Source organism: Streptomyces nidicola, assembly GCF_050106155.1.
In the GTDB taxonomy this organism is placed as follows: domain Bacteria; phylum Actinomycetota; class Actinomycetes; order Streptomycetales; family Streptomycetaceae; genus Streptomyces.
In genome coordinates, this window is sequence record NZ_JBNBPI010000001.1 from 3,139,277 (window position 1) to 3,157,614 (window position 18,338).

Below are 18,338 nucleotides of genomic sequence, written 5' to 3' on the forward strand. Positions count from 1 at the left end.
GCGGCGAGGGTCTTGTGCCGCTCGGCGCACGAAACGGCCCCGACCGGGCTCTCACACACCGGCCGGGGCCTTCGCATTCCCACCTGAGATCAGCAGGAGAGAAGCAGATGAAGGATCGCACGACCAAGGCCCGCCGCATCGTCCGGGACCGCACCCGCACCCACCGTGCCGCCGCGAGGATCCGCCGCCGCGGCGTCGCGAGCATGGCCACACACGCGGTCGCGGCCGGCCTCCCGATCCGCGAGGCCCGCACCGTCGCCAGTTCGCTCCGCCGCAACGCCGCCAAGGCCGCCTGCGACGGCATGCCGGGCGTCTCGTACGCCGGGAAGGCCAAGGCCCGCGCCTGCACCCGCTACAGCCGGGCTGAGGTCGCCCGAGCCGCCGCCCTCTACAAGCCGCGCAAGCCGCGGTACGCGGAGGCCCGCAACGCGCTCGTCGGCGCGCACCGCAACCACGCAATCGGGCTCGCCGCGTGACCCGCGCGTTCGCGTCCGGCCGCATCAAGGCCGGGCGCCCCGTCGCCCTGTACCGCATCGAGCCCGACGGCATACGCCGTCCGCTCGACCCGGACGCCATTCATCAGGCCGTACTGGCCGCGCGCGCTCGACGCCGCCGCCTCTTCGAAGGGACCACCCGATGAACCAGCAGCCCGCCCCCGCCCCGGCGAAGAACATCTTCGCGAGCGACCTGAAGTTCACCGCCACGGCCGCGCTCCTAGCGTTCGTCGGCTCCCTGGCCCTCGACGTCGACTGGCTCGCCTACGTCGGCCTCGGCTTCGCGCTGTCGGCCGTCACCTACGCGTCCGCGGCCCAGAAGTTCAAGCGCCACCAGCAGCGCCGCTAACCCCCACATGCCGGGCCCCTGCGTCACCAGCCGCGGCGCAGGGGCCCACCCGACCAGCGAGAGGAACGACCCGCCATGACCTCCGAGTTCGCCATCGTCACCACGTTCGCCGTCTTCCGAGAGGGCGAGGTCTGCTTCCACACCAACCACCTTCCCGAGACGCCCGTGACGTCGTACGTCGCCGACGGCGACTGGGTACACGTCCACTTCGCGGGCGGCGACACCGTCAACATCCCCACCGCCCAGGTCCGCTTCATCACCGCCAACGCGTAGGGGCGCCTGATGCTGGCTCTCCGCCTCGACGCCGACGACCTCGACCACGTGCTCACCCTCGCCTTAGAGGCCGCCGAGTGGGCGATAGAGCAGGACGTCGCTGACGACGTACGCGCCGCCCGCCGCCTCCTGGAGACGGTCCACGAGCAGACGGCGCACACGACCATCTGGCAGCACTCCGACGCACCGGCCGTCCTCGACGCCCTGCGCGCCCGCAGCGACGCCCCCACGGCCGCCTAGCGCCAACACCGCCGAAGAAAGAAGGGCCGCCCCCACCGACGGGGCGGCCCTTCGGCATCTCCCGAAGGAGACCCATCCATGGACGTGCAGACATCATCCCCCACCCCCACCGCCGAGCAGGCCCGCCGCGAACTCGCCGAGGCGATCAGCGAGGCTGACCGCCTCGCGCTCGTTGAGTACTCCGAGACCACCGGATGCCCGCTCGACCTCCTGTACGCGGGCCTCGCCGACCGCACCAAGGAGGGCGACCAGTGAACCGCCTCGACGCCTTCCTCGCCCGCGCCCGCACCTACGTGGGCGAGTTCCTGCAACGCCTCGACGGCTTACACCCCGCTGTGATCGTCCCCGTGGTGGTGCTGCTCGCCGTCGTCATCGGCGCGACCGCCCTCGCCGTCGTCATCATCGCGACCGCCGTCGCCTCGATCGCCACCGTGGCCGCAGTCGCGCTCCTCGCCCGGCGCGTGATCGTCGCGGCCGTCGCCTACTCCAACCAGCGCCACGCCAAGATCGGGGTTCCCGCATGATGTTCCGCCTGCCGTTCGTCACCCGCGCCCGCCTCGCCGAGGCCGAGACCGCCGCCCTCACCTACGCCGCCGAGGCCGAGGACTGGCACGCCCGGTACGAGGCCGAGGGCAAGCGCGCCGACGCCGCCCGCGTCGCCTACGACGTCGCGGCCGGCCGAATCGCTGCGGCCGAGCTCCTCATCGAGATCGAGTCCGCACGCGCCGACCACGCCGAAGCCAAGACCGAGGCGCTGACCGCGCAACTCGCCGACGCCGTCCCCGACAAGGCGGACACCGAGCTGGCCCACAAGCTCGCCGATTCCCTGGAAGAGCTCGTCACCGGGCGAATCCCCCAGCAGCCCCACCGCACCGACGGGGAGAGCGGCTGATGCACGAGTACACCGAGCACCACGACCGATGCACCCGGTGCGGGCACGCCACCTGGACCTACACCCACCCCGCCGTTGACCAGGCCGGGCGGACGACCAAGCCGGAACGTCTCTGCTCCCCCTGCTGGAGCGAGGCCAAGACCGAGAAGGAGAACGGCAAGTGAGCACCTGGCAGGAGCAGGCTCGCGAGAACAAGCGCCTCAACGCCGACATCGCCCGCGAGGACCGGAACGCCGACCGCGAGTACAAGCTGAAGGCGGCCGAGCTGAAGGACAAGCAGCGGCGGGAGCAGCAGGAAGCCGACCGGAAGCGCGCGGACAAGCAGGCCGCCGACGAGCGGCGCCGCAAGGAGCAGCGCAAGGCCGAGCGGAAGGCCGCCCGCAAGCGCCTCATCGGCACGGTCACCGCTCACACGACCGTGCCCGGCGCCCTCCCCGTCATCGCGTCGATGATCCTCGCGTGGGGCGGGCAGATGGATGCTGCCGCCGCCATGGGTATGGGCGCCTACAGTCCGCTCGTGCCGGTCATGGCCGAGGGTCTGACGCTCGCGTTGATGATCCTCACCACTCGCGCCATGACGGCCGGGAAGCCGTCCGGTCGCCTGATGGCGTTCACGTGGGTGTCGGCGCTCCTCGCGGCCGGGATCAACGCGTTCGGGCACATCAGCGAGGCCACACCCGGCGCGGGGGTCCGCGCCGTGCTGTTCGCCGTCGGTTCGCTCGTCGGCGTCGGCCTGTGGTGGGTGGTCGCCACCGCCAACCGCACCCGGAAGACGAAGGCGGAGCGCGCTGCCGAGAAGGAGCGCGCGAAGCATTGCAAGGCGCGCCGGAAGAAGTTCCCCAAGGTCGCCAAGCGCTGTGACGCGATCCTCGCCGCGTATCCCCTCGGCACCATCACCGAGGAGGAGGCGTGGAAGGAGGCGTGGCTCGACGAGCACGCGATGCCGATCGCCCGCACAGCGGACGTCGTCGAGCGCTTCCAGAAGGCCGAGGCGGTCGCCGAGTCGCTGTCGGCGGTGAGCCTTCGCCGGGACTTCCGGGCGGGCGTCGACGACTGGCTCGACGAGGTCCTCGACGAGGGCTCCGGAGGGTCCGCGAAGGTCGCTCCGAGGAAGCCCTCTGGTGGCCCCTCCGAGGGCGCTACAGCCCTTGCGGGTATTGAGAAGGAGCCGGTTCGCGACAGGGCCCACAAGGGTGACACAGAGCCGCTCGACACGAGCGACCTGAAGGCCGCGCGGAAGCTGTACACCGCGAGCCCCACGCAGTTCTCCACCCCGGCCGTCCGCAAGCTCCTCGGCAAGAGCGCCGCGTACGCGAAGCGCGTCCGCGACGCGGTCATCGAGCAGGAGGGCACGTCATGAACCACCGGCCGCCCATCGCCGACCCGAACGGCGCCTACGCCGAGGTGATGCGCCGCGCCGGATGGTCCTGCCAGTGCGGCGGGAGCATCACGTGCGGTGGACGCCACGCCTACGGCTGCTGCGACACCTCGGCCGAGTACCGGAAACCGTTGATCGCCCTCCCCCGCGACCCCGACACCCCCGCGCACGAGGCCGTGACGCTCGGCCCGGACGACCTGGTCGCCCTGTGCCGAGCGTGCGCCACCCGCCGCACCAAGACCCACAAGCAGGAGCGGGAAAAGCAGCGAGCCGAGCAGGCCGCCGAGTCCGCGCTCTTCGAGCTGTGACCCCCAACAGGTGAGACCCCGGCGGTCGTAACGCCGGGGTCTCACGCCAAGACTCCCACACCCCGCAGGGCCCCCGGAACGAGCACGACTCCGGGGGCCCTTCCCCATGCCCAGAAAGGGACGCCACCCATCATGTCCGAGCAGCCCGTGAACCACGGCGACCTCGCCACCGTCCACCAGCTCTTCCCCGGTGCGGCTGCCCCGGCGCCCACCCCGGCCCGCACCATCACCGGCACCGTCGTCGAGCCCACCCCGGACATGCCTGCCGTTGCCGACGACCTCCACGGCGCAACCCCGCTCACCCCCGCCTGGGTCAAGACCACGGGCGGATGGAAGGCCCGCGGCAAGGTCGCCGGGATCAACCGCGTCCGTTCGTTCCGCCGCTGGGCGCGCCGCCAGAAGACCGAGCACGGTCACCACCGGCAGATCGGGCGCGGCATCGCCCGCGTCCACACATGGGTGCGTGGCACGGACGGCGCCGCGGTCATCGCCGCGAAGAAGGAGTTCGAGAAAAGCCTCGCTGCCCACGAAGCCGCCTCCAAGCAGGCCAAGAAGACGTTCCAGCGCAAGGAGACCCGCGCGCAGGCCGAAGCCGCGGCCAAGAAGGCGTGGCAAGAACAGCAGATCATGCAGACCGCGTACGACAAGGTGCGCGGCAAGGGCCGCAAGAAGCGCGTAGCCCGCGCCGCGAGCGTCCTCGCACCCGTCGCGGGCATCGAGTCCGCGGGCCTGATCACATCCGGCATGCCGGGCGGCCTGGCCGCGACCGCGCTCACCCTCGGCGGCCTCGCCCTGATCGGACGCAAGACCGACGCGGGCGAGACCTACAACCCGACCGGCGACGGCAAGCTCGGCGACGGCATCACGCCGAACGCCGATGTACTCGACAAGGCGTTCCGCGAGGCCGGCATCCTCAAGGGCGAGCAGCAGATCGAACTACGGCTTCCCCCGGCGCTCGACAGCAACGCGTGGGTCATGCCGGTGCGCCTCAAGGGAGGCCCGAACGTCAAGACGGTGCGCGCCAAGCTCGATGACCTCGCGTCCGCGTTCGGCGTCCCGGTCTACCAGGTCGACGTCATCGACTCCGACACCGGCCGCGGTGACGAGTTCACGCTGTGGGTGTCGACGATCGACCCGTTCGGGAAGCTGTTCGTGTCCCCGCTCGTCAACAAGCCGGTGCAGACCGACGCGTTCGGCCGGGGCATCCTCGTCGGCTACAACCGGCGCGGTGAGCCCGTCTACCTCAAGCTCGGGCACGTCCTCGCGCTCCTCGGCGGTGCCTCCCGTACGGGCAAGGGCATGTTGCTGCGGAACCTGATCTGCGGCCTCGCCCTGGACCCGCACGTCAACATCCGCCTCATCGCCGGGGCGAAGCCGGGCGAGCACGCCGGGTACGCGCCCGTCTGCTCGACGTTCTTCGGCCGCGACCCGCTGCGCCTGATCGAGTTCCTGGAAATCCTCTACGCGGAGGGGCAGCGCCGCGAGGACATCCTCACCGACCGCAAGAAGGCCAAGGCCTCCGAGCGTGACCTCGATGAGTTCCCGCTGGAGGTCGTCATCATCGACGAGTACAAGCAGTACGCGGCCTCCAACATCCTGGTTGTCGACCCCGAGTCCGACGACCCGGCAAAGCCCAAGATGATGAAGGCCGGTAAGCGGATCGGTGACCTGCTCGATGCACTCGCCGGGTTCGTGGCCGCGCTCAACATCTCGATCCTGGTCTCGACTCAGGACCCGGACGCGAACACGGTGCCCCGCGGCTTCAAGTCCAACACCGGGGCCCGCGTGGCGACACGCACCACGTCGCCGACGCAGACGAACGCGATCCTGAAGGAAGGAGCCACCGGCGCGGGCATGGTCGCGCACGAGATCCCGAAAAGCATCAAGGGCGGCGCGATCGTCGACATCGACGGACACGACGGCGACATCATCCGCTCGTGCTTCATCGAGGACGACAAGTACGACGGGGCCGAGCCGATCATCCAGGCCGGATACGAACTCCGCTCCGAACTGGGGCGCGCGCCGGGCCAGTTCAAGGACGAGATCGAGGAGCTTCTTACCCAGACGACCGGCCTTACGTCGGTGGCGGGCGGTGAGGGAGGCTTCGGCCGTCCCAGCCCCGCGAACGGCGCGGACGAGCCCGCGGTCGACGGCATCCTCGCGCTGATCCTTGACGCGTTCGCCAAGTACGGGAACCCCGAGCACCTGCACACCGCCGAGATCCTCAACGTCCTCGCTGTCCTCGACCCCGACCAGTGGTCGTACGCGGCACTGAACGTCGAGGAGGGCAACACCGCCAACCTCGGTCGTGTCGGCGGGCGCCGCCTTGGGGAGGCAGTGAGCGAAGCCCTCGACGGCACCGGCCGCACGCTGTCCCGCGTCGAGGGCAACGGCTCCACCGGTTCCGTTCGAGGGCGTGGCTACCGTCTCGCCGACGTCCGCGAAGCTGCGGGGTTTGCCCCGGAATAGCCGATGCGGAGGTGATGCGGAGCGATGCGGAACCGCAGGTCAGGCGATGCGAGCGCCATGTGGGAGCACTGCCGGGTGATGCGAGTTTCCCGCATCACCCGGGCCCCGTCCCGCATCAACCCCGCATCGCCTGACCTGCGCATACGCATCGGCCCGCATCGCCGACCACAACGACAAACCAACTCAAAACGATCACCGCGAGGAGAACCGTGCCCACCAAGCTGGACAAGTTCCACGACCGCCTCGACCACCTCTACAACGAATGCCTTGACGGGGTCCGCGAAGCCGTCGGCTACAACCCCGGCGACAGCATCGAGGGATGGAACGTGTACGGGCTCACCTGCGCCAACGAGTTCGCCTTCGATCTCATCACGGCATGGGCCGACGCCCACCCGAAGGAAGCGGGCGACGCCAAGCAAAGGCACGCCGACCTTTACCAGTTGATCGTGAGCACGTTCCCTGACAAGCCCGCCGACGAAGACCCGTCCCCGTCCTGGCTCATCACGTACGGCGCGGCCACGTTCTCGACAGTGCTCCTCTACATCGAGGCGATGCGCGCCGGCCGTTTCGATCCGACCGTTCCGGGCGGCATTCGCGCCTGACCGCCACACCACCGAAGGGCCGTCCCGTACCGCTCGGGGCGGCCCTTTCCCATGCCCGAAGGAGCTGCAATGCCTCTCAGCGAATGGCGAGGGCTGTCCCCCGACACCGGAGCCCTCAACGTCCAGTGCGAGCGCCGCTTCCGCCTCCTCGTCGAGGACGAACAGAACCCCGACCGGCCGCCCGTCTTAACCGTGCTCGCCTGCCCAGTCTGCGGCGGAGACACGGGCATGCGCATCGCCTTCCAGGTCGGCGCCGACTTCATGCCCGAGATCGAATGCCCCTGCGGCGCCGTCTGGGTCGAGGCCCGGATCGCGGCCCTCGACTGGGAGCACTATTGCCGCCACCGCGCCGGGCAGACGGACCCGGACGGGCAACAGCTCGTCGACCGCGGCTTCGGCGAGGAGGCCCCGCCCCCGATCGACCACGTGAAGGAACTCACCGAGGCCGGGAAGTACCTCGGCAAGCGTGCCAAGAGCGAGGCGAGGAAGCGGGTCAAGGCGCAGGTACGCGCCAAGGTGACAAAGCCGCTAAAACGGCAGGTCGAGACCCGCATCAAGGCGCCCACCCGCGAGGCTGGCCGAAAGGCCGTGAAGGCCGCCAAGAACCAGGCGTACCGTCCAGTCGCCGCCGGAGTGCGGACCGCGTGGACGATGCAGGCGGGCGGCGTGCCTGCCGCGCCGCCGGAGCGCCAGTCCGGGGCCGCGCGCGATGCCGCGGTGCAGGCAAAGGCCGCCCCCAAGACGCCGCCGCTGCGCGAGTACCGCAAGGCGGCCCCGGACCACTTCCCGCGCCCGTCCAAGGTGACGACCGGCCTGCAAAACGTGCAGGGATCCGGCATCACGAACGTCACGCAGTCCGTGTCCGGCGGCGGGACCTCGCACGTGTCCGTCACCGGACTGTCCGCCAAGGAGCAGGCCGCGGTGACGGCGATGGTCGCCACCACGGTTCGCGAGGCACGCGAGTCCATGACGCCCGGCCGTACGGGCTCGGGGTCAAACGTCCACGTCCACGGGCGAAACAACGGCTCCATCCAGGACGTCGACAACACCCGCAGCGCCCAGCGCCGGGACTGAACGCCTCCTCCGAGGGCCGCCCCCACTCCCGGGGCGGCCCTCCCCCATGCCCGCACCAGCTCGAAGGAACCCCCGCCATGACCCTCACCAGTACCGCCGTGTTCCTCCTCACCGCGGCGTTCGTCGCCCTCTGGATCTGGAGGTCGGCCGCATTCAAGCTCGTCCATTTCGCGGCCGTCTCCCTGTTCTGGGTCGCTCTCGCCGCAACCCCATGGGGCAGCGACCTCATCGACCTTCTGCAAGGCGCCCTCACCAGCACCACCCAGGCCGCGTCCGGCATCGTGAACGGAGTCTCCAAGTGAGCAGCAGCGACACCAGTGAAGCCCGCCGCCTGATCGAGTCCGCCTACGCCGACGACCGCGTACCCGTCCCCGCCGCGAAGCCGTCCGCGACACCCGCCGTCGAGGCGCTGCTCGCCCGGCACGCTGAGGACGCGCGCCGCCTGCGCGAGTACCAGTCCACACAGTTCGACCCGCACTGTGAACCGGCGCCGGTCGCGCGGCCGTCCGAGCCGATGCCCGCGGTCGCCAAGGGGATCGCGCTCGCCTCGCTGCCCGTCGGCGGCGGTGTGTGGATGATCGGCGAGGGCGTGGGCGCCGCCATGCAGTCGGCGACACCGACAGCGGCGGTCTGCATCGTGGCCGCCGGGGCGTCGGTCGCCCTGGTGTCCAAGTTCCGCGCCAAGCAGGGCCCCAAGCGGGTCACGAACGTGACGGACCTGCGCGGCGCCTCGGTCACCCGCAAGACGATCCGCGGCATCGCGTGGAAGTCGGGCAACTCATGAGCAGCCGCAGCGACGTTCGGGCCCTGCTGAAGCGGTTGGAGCGCGCAGGCTGCACGGTCCGACGCTCCAGATCCGGGCACCACCGCGTGACAGGGCCGAGCGGCGGCACCATCACCGTGCCGTCGTCGCCCTCGTGCCCGCGGTCCCTGCCGAATACGCGAGCGCTGGCCCGCCGAGTTCTCCTCGTGCACCTGCCTTGACCTCGTCCCTGCCGCGTCCGGGCCCACCGCCTGCTCCCGGACGCCGGCCGAAACCCTCAACCGCGTGAAACGGAGGAGCCATGCCCGACCCGAACCGGCCGCCCAGCGGCGAGTGCCCGCGGTGCTGGAACCACGCCCACGACCGGAAGGCGCACCGCCACCTGAAGTGGAACGAGGACTGCGCGCAGTGCGTGAACTGCCCGTGCAGGGGCCGCAACAGGGGCTGTACCTGAACTCACTTGTACTCACCTGCCCCTGACCCACCGTCGAGGAGAGCCCCCATTGATTCGCACTGCCGTTACCTGCGACCGCGCGCCCTGTCTCGCCGTAGCACTGGAGCCTGACGACCTCCCCGAGGGCGTCGAGTTCGAGGACTACATCAGCGGCCTCGGCTGGGCTTCCGGCTTCGAGGCCCATGCCCCTGGCCCCGGCCACACCTGCCCCGCCTGCCGGTTAGGGCACCCCGTCGACGAGCGCGGCGAATGCGCGCGCTGCTCGGGCCGGATGATCCCGACACGGGCCGGAGACCACTGCATCTACTGCTCTCACCTTCACCCCTCGACCGAGGAGACGACCCAATGACCGCCCCGGCGAAGCGCATGGCTGACGCAGCCGACAGCGTCCGCGTGTTCAACCACTACTCCCGCCCGATCGGCGAAGGTTGGGAGTTCCCGTCCGACGCCTACGACGCGCTCGGGAGCCTGTCGCGCATGGTCGGGATGCTCGACCAGGCGCTCCGCCAGACGATGCGGCCCGTGGTGCACACCCACGAGGCCGGCCGACTCCGCATCGACGGCGGCGGAGACCCCGACTGGAAGCTCGCGCAGCTCGTCGCCGCACGCGACGACGCCCTCGCCGCGGCCTCCGCGCTCACCGACGCCGTGCAGCGCATGCACAACGCGACGTCACCGATGGGCGCGCAGCTCGACGACGAGGAGACCGCCCGATGAGCGTCGGCCCGCCGTGCGGCAGCAACCCGCACCACCAGATGACCGACGGGGACCGCGCGGTCGTCGAGGAGTTCAAGACCTACCTCGCCGCGCGCGCCGAGGAGCGCCGCGAGCAGCAGGCCATGACGTTCGAGGTCGAGCAGTCCGGCGCGGACGCGTCCGGCTGGGACCCCGACGACCCGGGCGGCGACGTCGAGGAGTACGAGAGGAACGCAGGTGCCTGAATCCCCTTACGCGAAGAAGCCGTTCGACCCGTCGTGCACGGTGAGGACCCAATTCGACGCCCTCGCCATCGGCGACCGCGTGGACTACTGGGGCGAGCCCCGTCCCGTCGTCGACTGGTGCGCGCTCGACTTCGACCGGGTCCGCATCATCGTCCAGGGCGAGCACGGCCGGGACATGGCCCTCGCCCCCGGCAGCGAGGCGGTATGGCGGCAGCGCCGCCCCCACGAGCCCGCGGCCACGCTCGCGCCATGCCCCTCGGAGCGCGCGTGGCGGGCCTGTGCCGACTGCCGTACGCCGATCACGTGCTCGGAGCGCCGCGACGTCGACCAATGCCCCTGAGCGGGCATGCAGGAACTGAGGCCCCGCACCCAACTCGGGTGCGGGGCCTTTCTGCGTTTCGGGCCGGTGGCAAACATCTGATCCTCGGCACGATGCGCCCGTCGAGGCCGCGCACACCGCGTGCACCAGGACCGCCAACGTCAGGCCGCGCTCGCCCAAACCGACTTGGTCGCCCCGAAGCGATGGCCGCACACCGAGCGGCGCCGACGAGCCCGTCGAGCACACCCTCTGCATCGCGGCGCAGCAGCGGGTGATTACCCAACGGCACTCGTGTGGCGGGGAGATCACCATGCACGGCAGCGAAGGCCGCGCCCCGGTCGCGCACCGCGAGGGCTGCGGACGGATCTGGACAGAGTCCGGGTTGCTCGCCGCATGAAGGCGATGGAGCTGCCGGTGAGGCCAAAAGAGGGACGAGGTATGTCGACTATCGGGTGTAACGTTGCGTTACCGGACGTGCCGCTGGGGTCTGACGGACGGTCAACAACCGCAAAATGCCCCCGCCAGACTGGACTCCGGCAGGGGCAAGACCAGAGGAGATCCTGCCTCCCGTGGTGCCTTGCAACAGTAGCGCGCACGCGCCCGCATTCGATGGGCGGTTCCGGTCGTGACCTCAGCTTCGCCCACCCCCCAAGGCATGGGCGCCCTACCTCGACTTAGCGTCTATGTGGACGAGACCGGGGACCGGGGCGTCGGACCCAACGCGTCGGACTTCTTCGCCATGACCGCACTCATGGTGCCCAGTGAGGACGACTGGAACGTGCGCACGACGGCTGGGGGCCTTCGGGCACTCATCCACACCAGTCGGCCAGACACGAACACCCCACTCCACTGGGTTGATCACTTCAAGGCCAAGCATGCAGACCGAAGACTGCGGGCCGCCCGGTCGCTCGCGCTGATGCCCTCGGCCAAAGTCATCCACGTTGTCGTCCCAAAGAGGTCCGCCCGGAACTTCGCCGGGATGTCCGATGGCGTCCGCTTCTACAACTACACAACCCGGCTCCTACTAGAACGGGTCGCGCACGCTGCGAAGGCATGGGACGGCGGGCCGAGGTTCGCAGTGGTGCGACTCGGCTCTGTGAAGGGCATGAACCACTCAGATACCGAGGCGTACCTGAACTTCGTCCGTCAGGGGTTCGTTGAGACCTGGGGCGTCCCATGGGAGCACATCAAGTGGCCACCCACTTGGACCGGAACGGACTGGGACGGAATCCAACTCGCCGATATCCATGCCGGCTTGCTCAACGCGGCCCTGCGCGGCGCCATGGACGATGAACGGTGCGCCGAGAACCTCCTGCTCTGTAAGCACCAGCTGTATCGACGTGGAGGCTCTCTACTCGGCTACGGGGTCAAGGTCATGGGCGACAAGACGTTCATGACAGGCAGGTGCTGGTGGCGCAAGATGCGGGTGCCCTAAAGCACAGCAAAGCCCCTTGGGGGGCTCCGGGGGCCACTGCCGCCTTTCGGCGGAGGATCCAGTTGCCTGGTTCCGACCTGATCCCGGCAACCCTCCAAGGGGCTCCGCAACCCTGCTGCGTCTACATCGACACTACCCCGTACGCCCCTAGATCGTGCATCCCGGTCAATCACGATTGGTGATTTCACTCGTTGGCGGCGCCTAGGCAGTGTGACGCACGAGCCCGAATTGCGTTGTCGAGGCGTGAACCTTGATGACGACGCCACAGCCGAAGGCCCGCCGGCCGTACTGCTCCCCGTGCTCGCCCTCGACGACGCGCACGAGCTGATGGGACTGCTCGCCGACGTCCGCGACGGACGCACGCCGGACGCAGAGCTGGCGCGCTACCTGCTCGGGAACCTCTCGGCGAGGGTGCCGTCCCGCGAGTAACCCAGCCTTACGGGCGGCCCGCCCCCGGCGGCATCCCAGGCATCGTCCCCGTGTGGTTCGGCGCGATCCATTGCGCAGGCCTGCGCGTATACCAGCGGTCCCCCTGGGCTGCCTCGACCTTCACACCGTCCGAGAACTTGATCACCACGCCGTGTCGTCGGATCGTGAGCCTCTTGATGCGAAGCCAGCGGTCGTCCCGCAGCACCTCGTCTGACGAGACGAGGAACAGCGAGGGCTTCCACACGTAGACGTATCCGGCCGCTGGCGTGCCCATCATGCCGCCTCGTAGTGGTGCGCGCGTCCGCCCCGCCACTTCACCCACGACGGGTCATCGAGCAGCCGTTCCGCGTCCTCCAGCCCGGCCCGCCGCAGGAACTCCACGACGTCGTGATCGGAGTGAGCCAGACCGAGGATCTCCCCGCGCGCCGTGACCCGCCGGCCGCCCGTACCAAGCGGCGGGTGCACGACTATCGGAGCGCTCGCCATACCTCCAGGGTGCGCCGCCGCTCGACGGGGCGCAGGTCGGCCCTCAGCGGACCCGCATCACCGTCACCGTCGCGTGCCTCGTGGTTTCCGCGGCGACCTCGACCAGAGGCCCGCCCGGGAGGCTCACGTACTCCTCGCCGTCGTCGGTGCTTGCCCGTGGGCCGGGCCCGGCCTCGGCTATCCACCTCGCCACGGCGGCGGCGATCGGCGCGGTGAACGGCCTGGACAGCGCACGGCGCCCGTCCGGGAGCCGCACGGCCGCCCGGCGCGGCCGAGACGGCGGGCCCACGTAGCCGATCACCTCAGCGTCCACGGTCTCGCTGTGCCGGACCTTCTTCCAGATCCGGGCCGCCCTGTACGGGCTCGACGCGCGCTTGGCGACCACGCCCTCGATGCCCTGTGCTTGGAGCTGCTCGAACCAGACGACGGCGACCTCGACGTCGTCCGTCGCCGGGACTGCCTGAATCGGCGGGCCCACGTCGGCGAGGACGTCGAGCAGGGCCGCGCGCCTGTCCACCCACGGGCGCCCGCGCAGGTCCTGGCCAGCCACGGCAAGACAGTCCCACACGGCATACGACGCCGGATACCGGCTGGTCAGATCAGCCAGACGACGGCCGCGGGCCGAGGCGCGGGAGCGAACAGCACCGAAGTCGATCGCGCCGTCCCGCCACACGACGATCTCGCCGTCGAGCACGGTGTCGGGCGGCAAGGCCATCGCGGGAGTCGCGATGTCGATCCATTGCCCGGTGGCATCGCGGCCTGCGCGGGTCTGGATGCGCACGGTCTCGCGGCGCCACAGCACGGCCCGGTCGCCGTCGTTCACCAGACTTTGGTGTGTCTCATGAGACATCGTTTACGTTCTCAGTCCAAGGCTGAGCCGGTGAACCGTCTGTCTCCAGCCCGAATAGCCGTAGGAGTACCGCGCCCGCAGTATCCCCGGCCCGCTCCCGCATCTCTGCGAGCCGGTTCAGAGCGTACGAGTAGCCGGCGTCGGCGGCCCGCTGGTATAGGCGCTCAGCGTCCTCGTGCTCCCCGGCCCGCTCCCGCATCTTTGCGAGCAGGTCCAGGATGCTGCCCAAGTCTCCGGTACTGGCGGCCCGTTGAGCGAGTCGTTCCGCGCCCGCGGCATCCCCAGCCCACTCCCGCTGCAACGACAGCCACGCCAGGGCGTCCCTGTGTCCAGCGTCGGCGGCCCGTAGGACGAGTTGTTCCGCGCCCGCGGTATCCCCGGCCTCCTCTCGCATCTCTGCGAGCCACGTCAGGGTGTCCCGGTCGCCAGCGTCGGCGGCCCGTATAGCGAGTTGTTCCGCGCCCGCGGTATCCCCGGCCTCCTCTCGCATCTCTGCGAGCCACGTCAGGGCGTCCATGTATCCGGCGTCGGCGGCCTGCTGGAACAGGCGCTCAGCGCCCGCGGCATCCCCGGCCTCCCACCGCGTCTTTGCGAGCATGTAGGGGCTGTAGGGGAATCCGGTGTCAGCGGCCCGTTGGGCGAGTCGTTCCGCACCCGCGGCATCCCCAGCCCGCTCCCGCCGCCACGCCAGTACGCTCAGGGCTACCGAGTCTCCGGCGTCGACGGCCTGCTGGTACAGGCGCTCCGCGCCCGCGTCATCCCCGGCCTCCTCCCGCATCGCCGCGAGCCGCTGCAGGGCGCTCGGCCATCCGCTGTCGGCGGCCCGTTGGGCGAGTCGTTCCGCGCCCGCGGCATCCCCGGCCCACTCCCGCATCTCTGCGAGCCGCTGCAGGGCGTCCATGTGTCCGGCGTCGGCCGCCTGCTGGTACAGGCGCTCAGCGCCCGCGGCATCCCCAGCCCGCTCCCACTTCATTGCGAGCAAGTGCAAGGGGCTCGGGTGTCCGCTGTCGGCGGCCCGTTGGGCGAGTCGTTCCGCGCCCGCGGCATCCCCAGCCTGCTCCCACTTGCTTGCGAGCCAGTCCAGGGCGCTCGGCCATCCGCTGTCGGCGGCCCGTTGGGCGAGTCGTTCCGCGCCCGCGGCATCCCCGGCCCACTCCCGCATCTCTGCGAGCCGCTGCAGGGTCGTCGGGTGTCCGGAGTCGGTAGCCTGTTGGGCGAGTCGTTCCGCGCCCGCGGCATCCCCAGCCTGCTCCCGCATCTTTGCGAGCAGGTCCAGGACGAACGGGTTGCCGGCGTCGGCGGCCCATTGGGCGAGTCGTTCCGCGCCCGCGGCATCCCCAGCCTGCTCCCGCATCTCTGCGAGCCGGTTCAGGGCGTCCGGGTTGCCGGCGTCGGCGGCCCGTTGGGCGAGTCGTTCCGCGCCCGCGTCATCCCCAGCCTCCCACCGCACCGCTGCGAACCACGCCAGGGCGTGCCGGTCGCCGGCGTCGGCGGCCTGCTGGTACAGGCGCTTAGCGCCCGCGGCATCCCCAGCCCGCTCCCGCTGATACGACAGCTCCCTTAGGGCGTCCGGGTTGCCAGCGTCGGCGGCCCGCCGGTACAAGCGCACGGCGATGCGGTATCGGAGGCGATCTTTGGCCTGGCCTGCTAGCTGGGTGAGTTCCGCGGTGCTTGCCGTGTGGTCGTGGATCGCGGTCCAGAAGGTTTCCGGGGGGACGGTGTAGTGGCGGGTGGTGCGGGCGTGCTGGTCGAGGTAGTCGTTGAGGCGGTAGAGGCCGGGGAGGGCGCCCATGCCTTCGGGGTTGGCAACGGGTTCCAGGGCCGCGGCCACGTCCCTGATCTTCTCTCGCGCGTAGTCGAGGGCGTGGGTGAACCAGTCGACGGGCGCCTCGGCGCGCTGTTGCGGGGTCAGGTAGTCGGGGGCTGCGGCCTTGAGGAGTGCGGCGGGCAGGGGGGAGGTGTGACCGAGGCGGCGGGCGTCCATGGCCGCGGTGATGACGGCGTGGCCATAGGGGCCGTGGGGCGGGGTCGCCTGGTTGAAGTGATCGGCCAGTTGGGGGCCGGCCGCGAGGATCTGGGTGACCTTTCCCCCGCTGTCGGTGCGTAGGGCTGCGGCCAACGAGCGGTCGTGTTGGGCCCGGGGTCCCTTCAATGCCTGGTCGGGGAAGGATGCGGGGACGTCGACGGGTTGGGCCTGGGCGAGCAGGGCGCGGGCTCCGCGGTGGGCGTCGACCTGGCCGGGCTGCGGCACCATAGTCAGGATGCGGTGGTATTCGGGCCACAGCGTGCCCAAGACCACCAGCGGCCCGGGCTCGTCCAGGCGGCTGCGCAGCGCGGCGGCTGCCTCCTCCCCCGTGGGGCCGCTAAGGAAGTCCTGGGTCTCGTTGAGCCACAGCACGGTGCGCTGGGGGAGGGCGCCGGCGTCGAGCAGGGCGAGGAGCCGGCTGGCGTTCTTGGGGAAGACCAGCTGCCAGTCGGCCAGGCAGGCGCGGACGGCCTCGTAGGCGGTGCGGGTCTTGCCCGTGCACGACAGACCGCGCACCACCACCAACGCCGCCCGCCGGCCGGAGGAGGCCGTATTCAGGCGGTCGCGCAGTTGATGGTCGTGGTCGCGTTCGAGGTAGGCCGGGAGCACAAAGGCTCCGTTGTCGGGCTCCGGCGTGGTGGTGCCGTGGATGGCGGGGTGGACGCCGAGTTGTTGCGCGGTCCACTCCTCGATCGGCCGCGGGCGGTCGACCGGGACGGGCCGCGGCTGGTGCACGTGCTGGTTGAGCTGATGGATCGTGCCGACGGCGATGCCGCCGTCCCTGGCCTGGATCGACCGGGACTCGTCGGGGCTCGCGGTAGGTGAAGCGCCGGGGTCGCTCAGCCCTGGGGAGCTCCCGGCGGCGGAGGGTTTTCGTCACTCCCGGTCCCCAGGGTCACGTCCCTGATGCTCCAGGCGGCCACGGCCCCGTGGTCGGCCCGGATGTCAACGTTCCCGCCGACGGCTTGCCCGCCCTGGCCAGCTGACACTCCGCCTTGGGGGATGCACTGTTCAAGCAGGGCGTTCAGCTGCTCGGCGGCCTGGTCACGCTCGGTGCCATCGAGGCTCTCCAGGAAGACCTCGATGCGGGCCTGCCACGCCGCCTGCTGGCGGATGCGTACCTGCTCCAGCTCGGCTGGCCCGGCGGACTCCAGGCCATCTGCGGTTCGGTCGAGGCGCTCCAGTTCGGCGTTCTCGCGTTGCGGGATTCCCCGACTGAACCACAGGGCCGTCCGCTGGCGAAACCCTGTCCAGGCGTCAGTGCCTGCGGCCTGCACCACGGCAGTGCCTCCCGCCGCGGCCAGCGCGGCCATTGCCTCCGACAACATCCTCGCCCTTTCCCCCGAGAGATCGGTCTGGGAGATCACCGACACCGGTGCCCCAGCACGTCACCTCATCAGATACGTGCCGCAGTTGTCCTTGATTCCGCCAAGGAAGCGCCCTCGGCCGAAGTGCGGGAGCGAGGCACGGCGGCAGCCGGCACCAGGTCGAGCCGCTTGTCCATGTCCAGGCGGCGACAGAGATGCGTCACCACACCGGCACAGCGCAGTTTTCTGTTGCGGGTCTGGGCCTGCTTCAGGTGTCTGGAGAACCGTCGAACTTGGGCTCGTACCACCAGCCGGGGCCGGTGGGCAGCTCGGCGACGGCTTCGGCGAGGGCAACTTTGACCGGGTACTCCACGCGTTCAGCCTGCGGTGGAGCTCGGGCCCGCGCGCGTCGGGCTGCAACGGGCGGCCTTGTGACCGAGTGCCGCAATTGGCCAAGCTGAGCGTCATAGCTGGCCGCCGTCGAGGCGCGCGAGCACTTCGCGCTTGACCGACTCACGAAAGTCGATGCCATTGATCAGCAGACTGCTGCCGCAGGGCAGCGGCAGCAGCCGGGCTGATCTACGCGATGACGGTATGGAGAAGGCCCACGGCTGTAGCGAACGCGCCGAGTGCCAGGAGCGGGCCCGCTACGAGGAACGTCAGGCCCGCCGCACCGGCGGAGGCGATTAGGATGATCGCCCACCGCTGCGGAAGCCTTTCCGGGTCGGGCGGGGTGTTTCCGGAGGTTGGACCTCGTCGTATCGTGGACATTGATGTAGACCAATCTCTCGCTGTGTAGCGGCCCCGGTTGCCCCCGGGGCCGTTCGCGTTTTCGACGAACGGCGTACCGCTGAACCCCCTGCCGGGCGGCTCCTAGCTCAATCTTCGGGCCTTCAGAAGAGGGTCCTCCGAGAGTTGATCAACGTTTTGAACCGCACTGAGATGCGTAAAGGAGTAGCTTCTTATATGCGGGATAAAACGCTTGGATCAAACCCTTGATCGGATCGGATATGTCCGGGGAACTCGAGGTTGTCGAACGTCGGGTCCGCCGCTTGGAGCGGCTGAGGCAGAGCGACTCCGTGTATGGCGCGAGCCGCGTCCTTAAGCGAGTGTGGGCCGCAGGGCAGCACCGACCGACGCAGATCACGCTGCGCAGGGAGTTGCTGATGTCCGAGCCAAGGGACTCCGCGCCCCCGCTCACGCAGTTGCTCCGCCCTCGTGGGGTCGCGCTGCGGTTCTACCTACTGGC

Annotated in this window: 26 protein-coding genes; 21 read left to right on the forward strand and 5 right to left on the reverse strand. The window is 70.2% G+C overall.

The genetic code is table 11. The features are described 5' to 3' along the window. Nucleotides 1-107: 107 nt before the first annotated feature. The 21 genes from ACOKM3_RS14120 to ACOKM3_RS14220 all read left to right on the forward strand — a co-directional run bounded on the left by ACOKM3_RS14120 (nucleotide 108) and on the right by ACOKM3_RS14220 (nucleotide 12,420). Nucleotides 108-476 carry a hypothetical protein gene (locus tag ACOKM3_RS14120; protein ID WP_426900440.1) on the forward strand — a complete coding sequence of 123 codons (369 nt, stop codon included), beginning with the start codon at nucleotides 108-110 and terminating at the stop codon, nucleotides 474-476. Further along, nucleotides 473-640, forward strand: coding sequence for a hypothetical protein (locus ACOKM3_RS14125; protein ID WP_426900442.1), 168 nt, complete (start codon nucleotides 473-475; stop codon nucleotides 638-640). The genes ACOKM3_RS14120 and ACOKM3_RS14125 overlap by 4 nt, the downstream gene beginning before the upstream one ends. Beyond that, nucleotides 637-843 (forward strand): hypothetical protein, encoded by a 207-nt coding sequence (locus ACOKM3_RS14130; protein ID WP_426900444.1) that lies wholly within the window; start codon nucleotides 637-639, stop codon nucleotides 841-843. The genes ACOKM3_RS14125 and ACOKM3_RS14130 overlap by 4 nt, the downstream gene beginning before the upstream one ends. Before the next feature lie 75 nt (nucleotides 844-918). Next, a complete protein-coding gene (locus tag ACOKM3_RS14135) occupies nucleotides 919-1,116 on the forward strand; it encodes a hypothetical protein (RefSeq protein ID WP_426900446.1) in 198 nt (65 codons plus the stop codon). Nucleotides 1,117-1,125: 9 nt separating this feature from the next. After that, nucleotides 1,126-1,356, forward strand: coding sequence for a hypothetical protein (locus ACOKM3_RS14140; RefSeq protein WP_426900448.1), 231 nt, complete (start codon nucleotides 1,126-1,128; stop codon nucleotides 1,354-1,356). 78 nt (nucleotides 1,357-1,434) lie between these two features. Further along, nucleotides 1,435-1,611: a hypothetical protein gene (locus ACOKM3_RS14145; protein WP_426900450.1), complete on the forward strand. Its 177-nt coding sequence runs from the start codon at nucleotides 1,435-1,437 to the stop codon at nucleotides 1,609-1,611. Then, nucleotides 1,608-1,880: a hypothetical protein gene (locus ACOKM3_RS14150; protein WP_426900452.1), complete on the forward strand. Its 273-nt coding sequence runs from the start codon at nucleotides 1,608-1,610 to the stop codon at nucleotides 1,878-1,880. Before ACOKM3_RS14145 ends, ACOKM3_RS14150 begins: the two co-directional genes overlap by 4 nt. Continuing rightward, entirely contained in the window at nucleotides 1,877-2,248 is a 372-nt protein-coding gene (locus tag ACOKM3_RS14155) for a hypothetical protein (protein WP_426900454.1), read from the forward strand. Before ACOKM3_RS14150 ends, ACOKM3_RS14155 begins: the two co-directional genes overlap by 4 nt. Further along, complete coding sequence (locus ACOKM3_RS14160; RefSeq protein ID WP_426900455.1) at nucleotides 2,248-2,412, forward strand: hypothetical protein; 165 nt, start codon at nucleotides 2,248-2,250, stop codon at nucleotides 2,410-2,412. Before ACOKM3_RS14155 ends, ACOKM3_RS14160 begins: the two co-directional genes overlap by 1 nt. Then, nucleotides 2,409-3,608 carry a DUF2637 domain-containing protein gene (locus ACOKM3_RS14165; RefSeq protein ID WP_426900457.1) on the forward strand — a complete coding sequence of 400 codons (1,200 nt, stop codon included), beginning with the start codon at nucleotides 2,409-2,411 and terminating at the stop codon, nucleotides 3,606-3,608. The genes ACOKM3_RS14160 and ACOKM3_RS14165 overlap by 4 nt, the downstream gene beginning before the upstream one ends. Continuing rightward, nucleotides 3,605-3,934, forward strand: coding sequence for a hypothetical protein (locus ACOKM3_RS14170; RefSeq protein WP_426900459.1), 330 nt, complete (start codon nucleotides 3,605-3,607; stop codon nucleotides 3,932-3,934). The genes ACOKM3_RS14165 and ACOKM3_RS14170 overlap by 4 nt, the downstream gene beginning before the upstream one ends. A 132-nt stretch (nucleotides 3,935-4,066) precedes the next feature. Beyond that, nucleotides 4,067-6,403 carry a hypothetical protein gene (locus tag ACOKM3_RS14175; RefSeq protein WP_426900460.1) on the forward strand — a complete coding sequence of 779 codons (2,337 nt, stop codon included), beginning with the start codon at nucleotides 4,067-4,069 and terminating at the stop codon, nucleotides 6,401-6,403. Between the two features lie 209 nt (nucleotides 6,404-6,612). Then, entirely contained in the window at nucleotides 6,613-7,005 is a 393-nt protein-coding gene (locus tag ACOKM3_RS14180; RefSeq protein ID WP_426900462.1) for a hypothetical protein, read from the forward strand. Between the two features lie 69 nt (nucleotides 7,006-7,074). Then, nucleotides 7,075-8,079 (forward strand): hypothetical protein, encoded by a 1,005-nt coding sequence (locus ACOKM3_RS14185; RefSeq protein WP_426900464.1) that lies wholly within the window; start codon nucleotides 7,075-7,077, stop codon nucleotides 8,077-8,079. Between the two features lie 77 nt (nucleotides 8,080-8,156). Next, entirely contained in the window at nucleotides 8,157-8,381 is a 225-nt protein-coding gene (locus ACOKM3_RS14190; RefSeq protein WP_426900466.1) for a hypothetical protein, read from the forward strand. Beyond that, nucleotides 8,378-8,863, forward strand: coding sequence for a hypothetical protein (locus ACOKM3_RS14195; RefSeq protein WP_426900468.1), 486 nt, complete (start codon nucleotides 8,378-8,380; stop codon nucleotides 8,861-8,863). Before ACOKM3_RS14190 ends, ACOKM3_RS14195 begins: the two co-directional genes overlap by 4 nt. A 799-nt stretch (nucleotides 8,864-9,662) precedes the next feature. Continuing rightward, nucleotides 9,663-10,013 (forward strand): hypothetical protein, encoded by a 351-nt coding sequence (locus ACOKM3_RS14200; protein ID WP_426900470.1) that lies wholly within the window; start codon nucleotides 9,663-9,665, stop codon nucleotides 10,011-10,013. Then, entirely contained in the window at nucleotides 10,010-10,237 is a 228-nt protein-coding gene (locus ACOKM3_RS14205) for a hypothetical protein (RefSeq protein WP_426900472.1), read from the forward strand. Before ACOKM3_RS14200 ends, ACOKM3_RS14205 begins: the two co-directional genes overlap by 4 nt. Then, nucleotides 10,230-10,577, forward strand: coding sequence for a hypothetical protein (locus ACOKM3_RS14210; RefSeq protein WP_426900474.1), 348 nt, complete (start codon nucleotides 10,230-10,232; stop codon nucleotides 10,575-10,577). The genes ACOKM3_RS14205 and ACOKM3_RS14210 overlap by 8 nt, the downstream gene beginning before the upstream one ends. 664 nt (nucleotides 10,578-11,241) lie before the next feature. Continuing rightward, nucleotides 11,242-11,991 carry a DUF3800 domain-containing protein gene (locus tag ACOKM3_RS14215; protein ID WP_426900476.1) on the forward strand — a complete coding sequence of 250 codons (750 nt, stop codon included), beginning with the start codon at nucleotides 11,242-11,244 and terminating at the stop codon, nucleotides 11,989-11,991. A gap of 243 nt (nucleotides 11,992-12,234) precedes the next feature. Beyond that, nucleotides 12,235-12,420, forward strand: coding sequence for a hypothetical protein (locus ACOKM3_RS14220; RefSeq protein WP_426900478.1), 186 nt, complete (start codon nucleotides 12,235-12,237; stop codon nucleotides 12,418-12,420). Between the two features lie 7 nt (nucleotides 12,421-12,427). Here the strand turns inward: ACOKM3_RS14220 and ACOKM3_RS14225 are convergent, their stop codons facing one another. The 5 genes from ACOKM3_RS14225 to ACOKM3_RS14245 all read right to left on the reverse strand — a co-directional run bounded on the left by ACOKM3_RS14225 (nucleotide 12,428) and on the right by ACOKM3_RS14245 (nucleotide 17,095). Next, nucleotides 12,428-12,697 carry a hypothetical protein gene (locus tag ACOKM3_RS14225; RefSeq protein ID WP_426900480.1) on the reverse strand — a complete coding sequence of 90 codons (270 nt, stop codon included), beginning with the start codon at nucleotides 12,695-12,697 and terminating at the stop codon, nucleotides 12,428-12,430. Next, nucleotides 12,694-12,906, reverse strand: a complete 213-nt coding sequence (locus ACOKM3_RS14230) for a hypothetical protein (protein WP_426900482.1) — start codon at nucleotides 12,904-12,906, stop codon at nucleotides 12,694-12,696. The genes ACOKM3_RS14225 and ACOKM3_RS14230 overlap by 4 nt, the downstream gene beginning before the upstream one ends. A 43-nt stretch (nucleotides 12,907-12,949) precedes the next feature. Further along, complete coding sequence (locus ACOKM3_RS14235) at nucleotides 12,950-13,756, reverse strand: ATP-dependent DNA ligase (RefSeq protein ID WP_426900484.1); 807 nt, start codon at nucleotides 13,754-13,756, stop codon at nucleotides 12,950-12,952. Further along, complete coding sequence (locus ACOKM3_RS14240) at nucleotides 13,746-16,517, reverse strand: tetratricopeptide repeat protein (protein WP_426900486.1); 2,772 nt, start codon at nucleotides 16,515-16,517, stop codon at nucleotides 13,746-13,748. The genes ACOKM3_RS14235 and ACOKM3_RS14240 overlap by 11 nt, the downstream gene beginning before the upstream one ends. 104 nt (nucleotides 16,518-16,621) lie before the next feature. Continuing rightward, nucleotides 16,622-17,095, reverse strand: a complete 474-nt coding sequence (locus tag ACOKM3_RS14245) for a hypothetical protein (protein WP_426900488.1) — start codon at nucleotides 17,093-17,095, stop codon at nucleotides 16,622-16,624. Nucleotides 17,096-18,338: the final 1,243 nt, after the last annotated feature.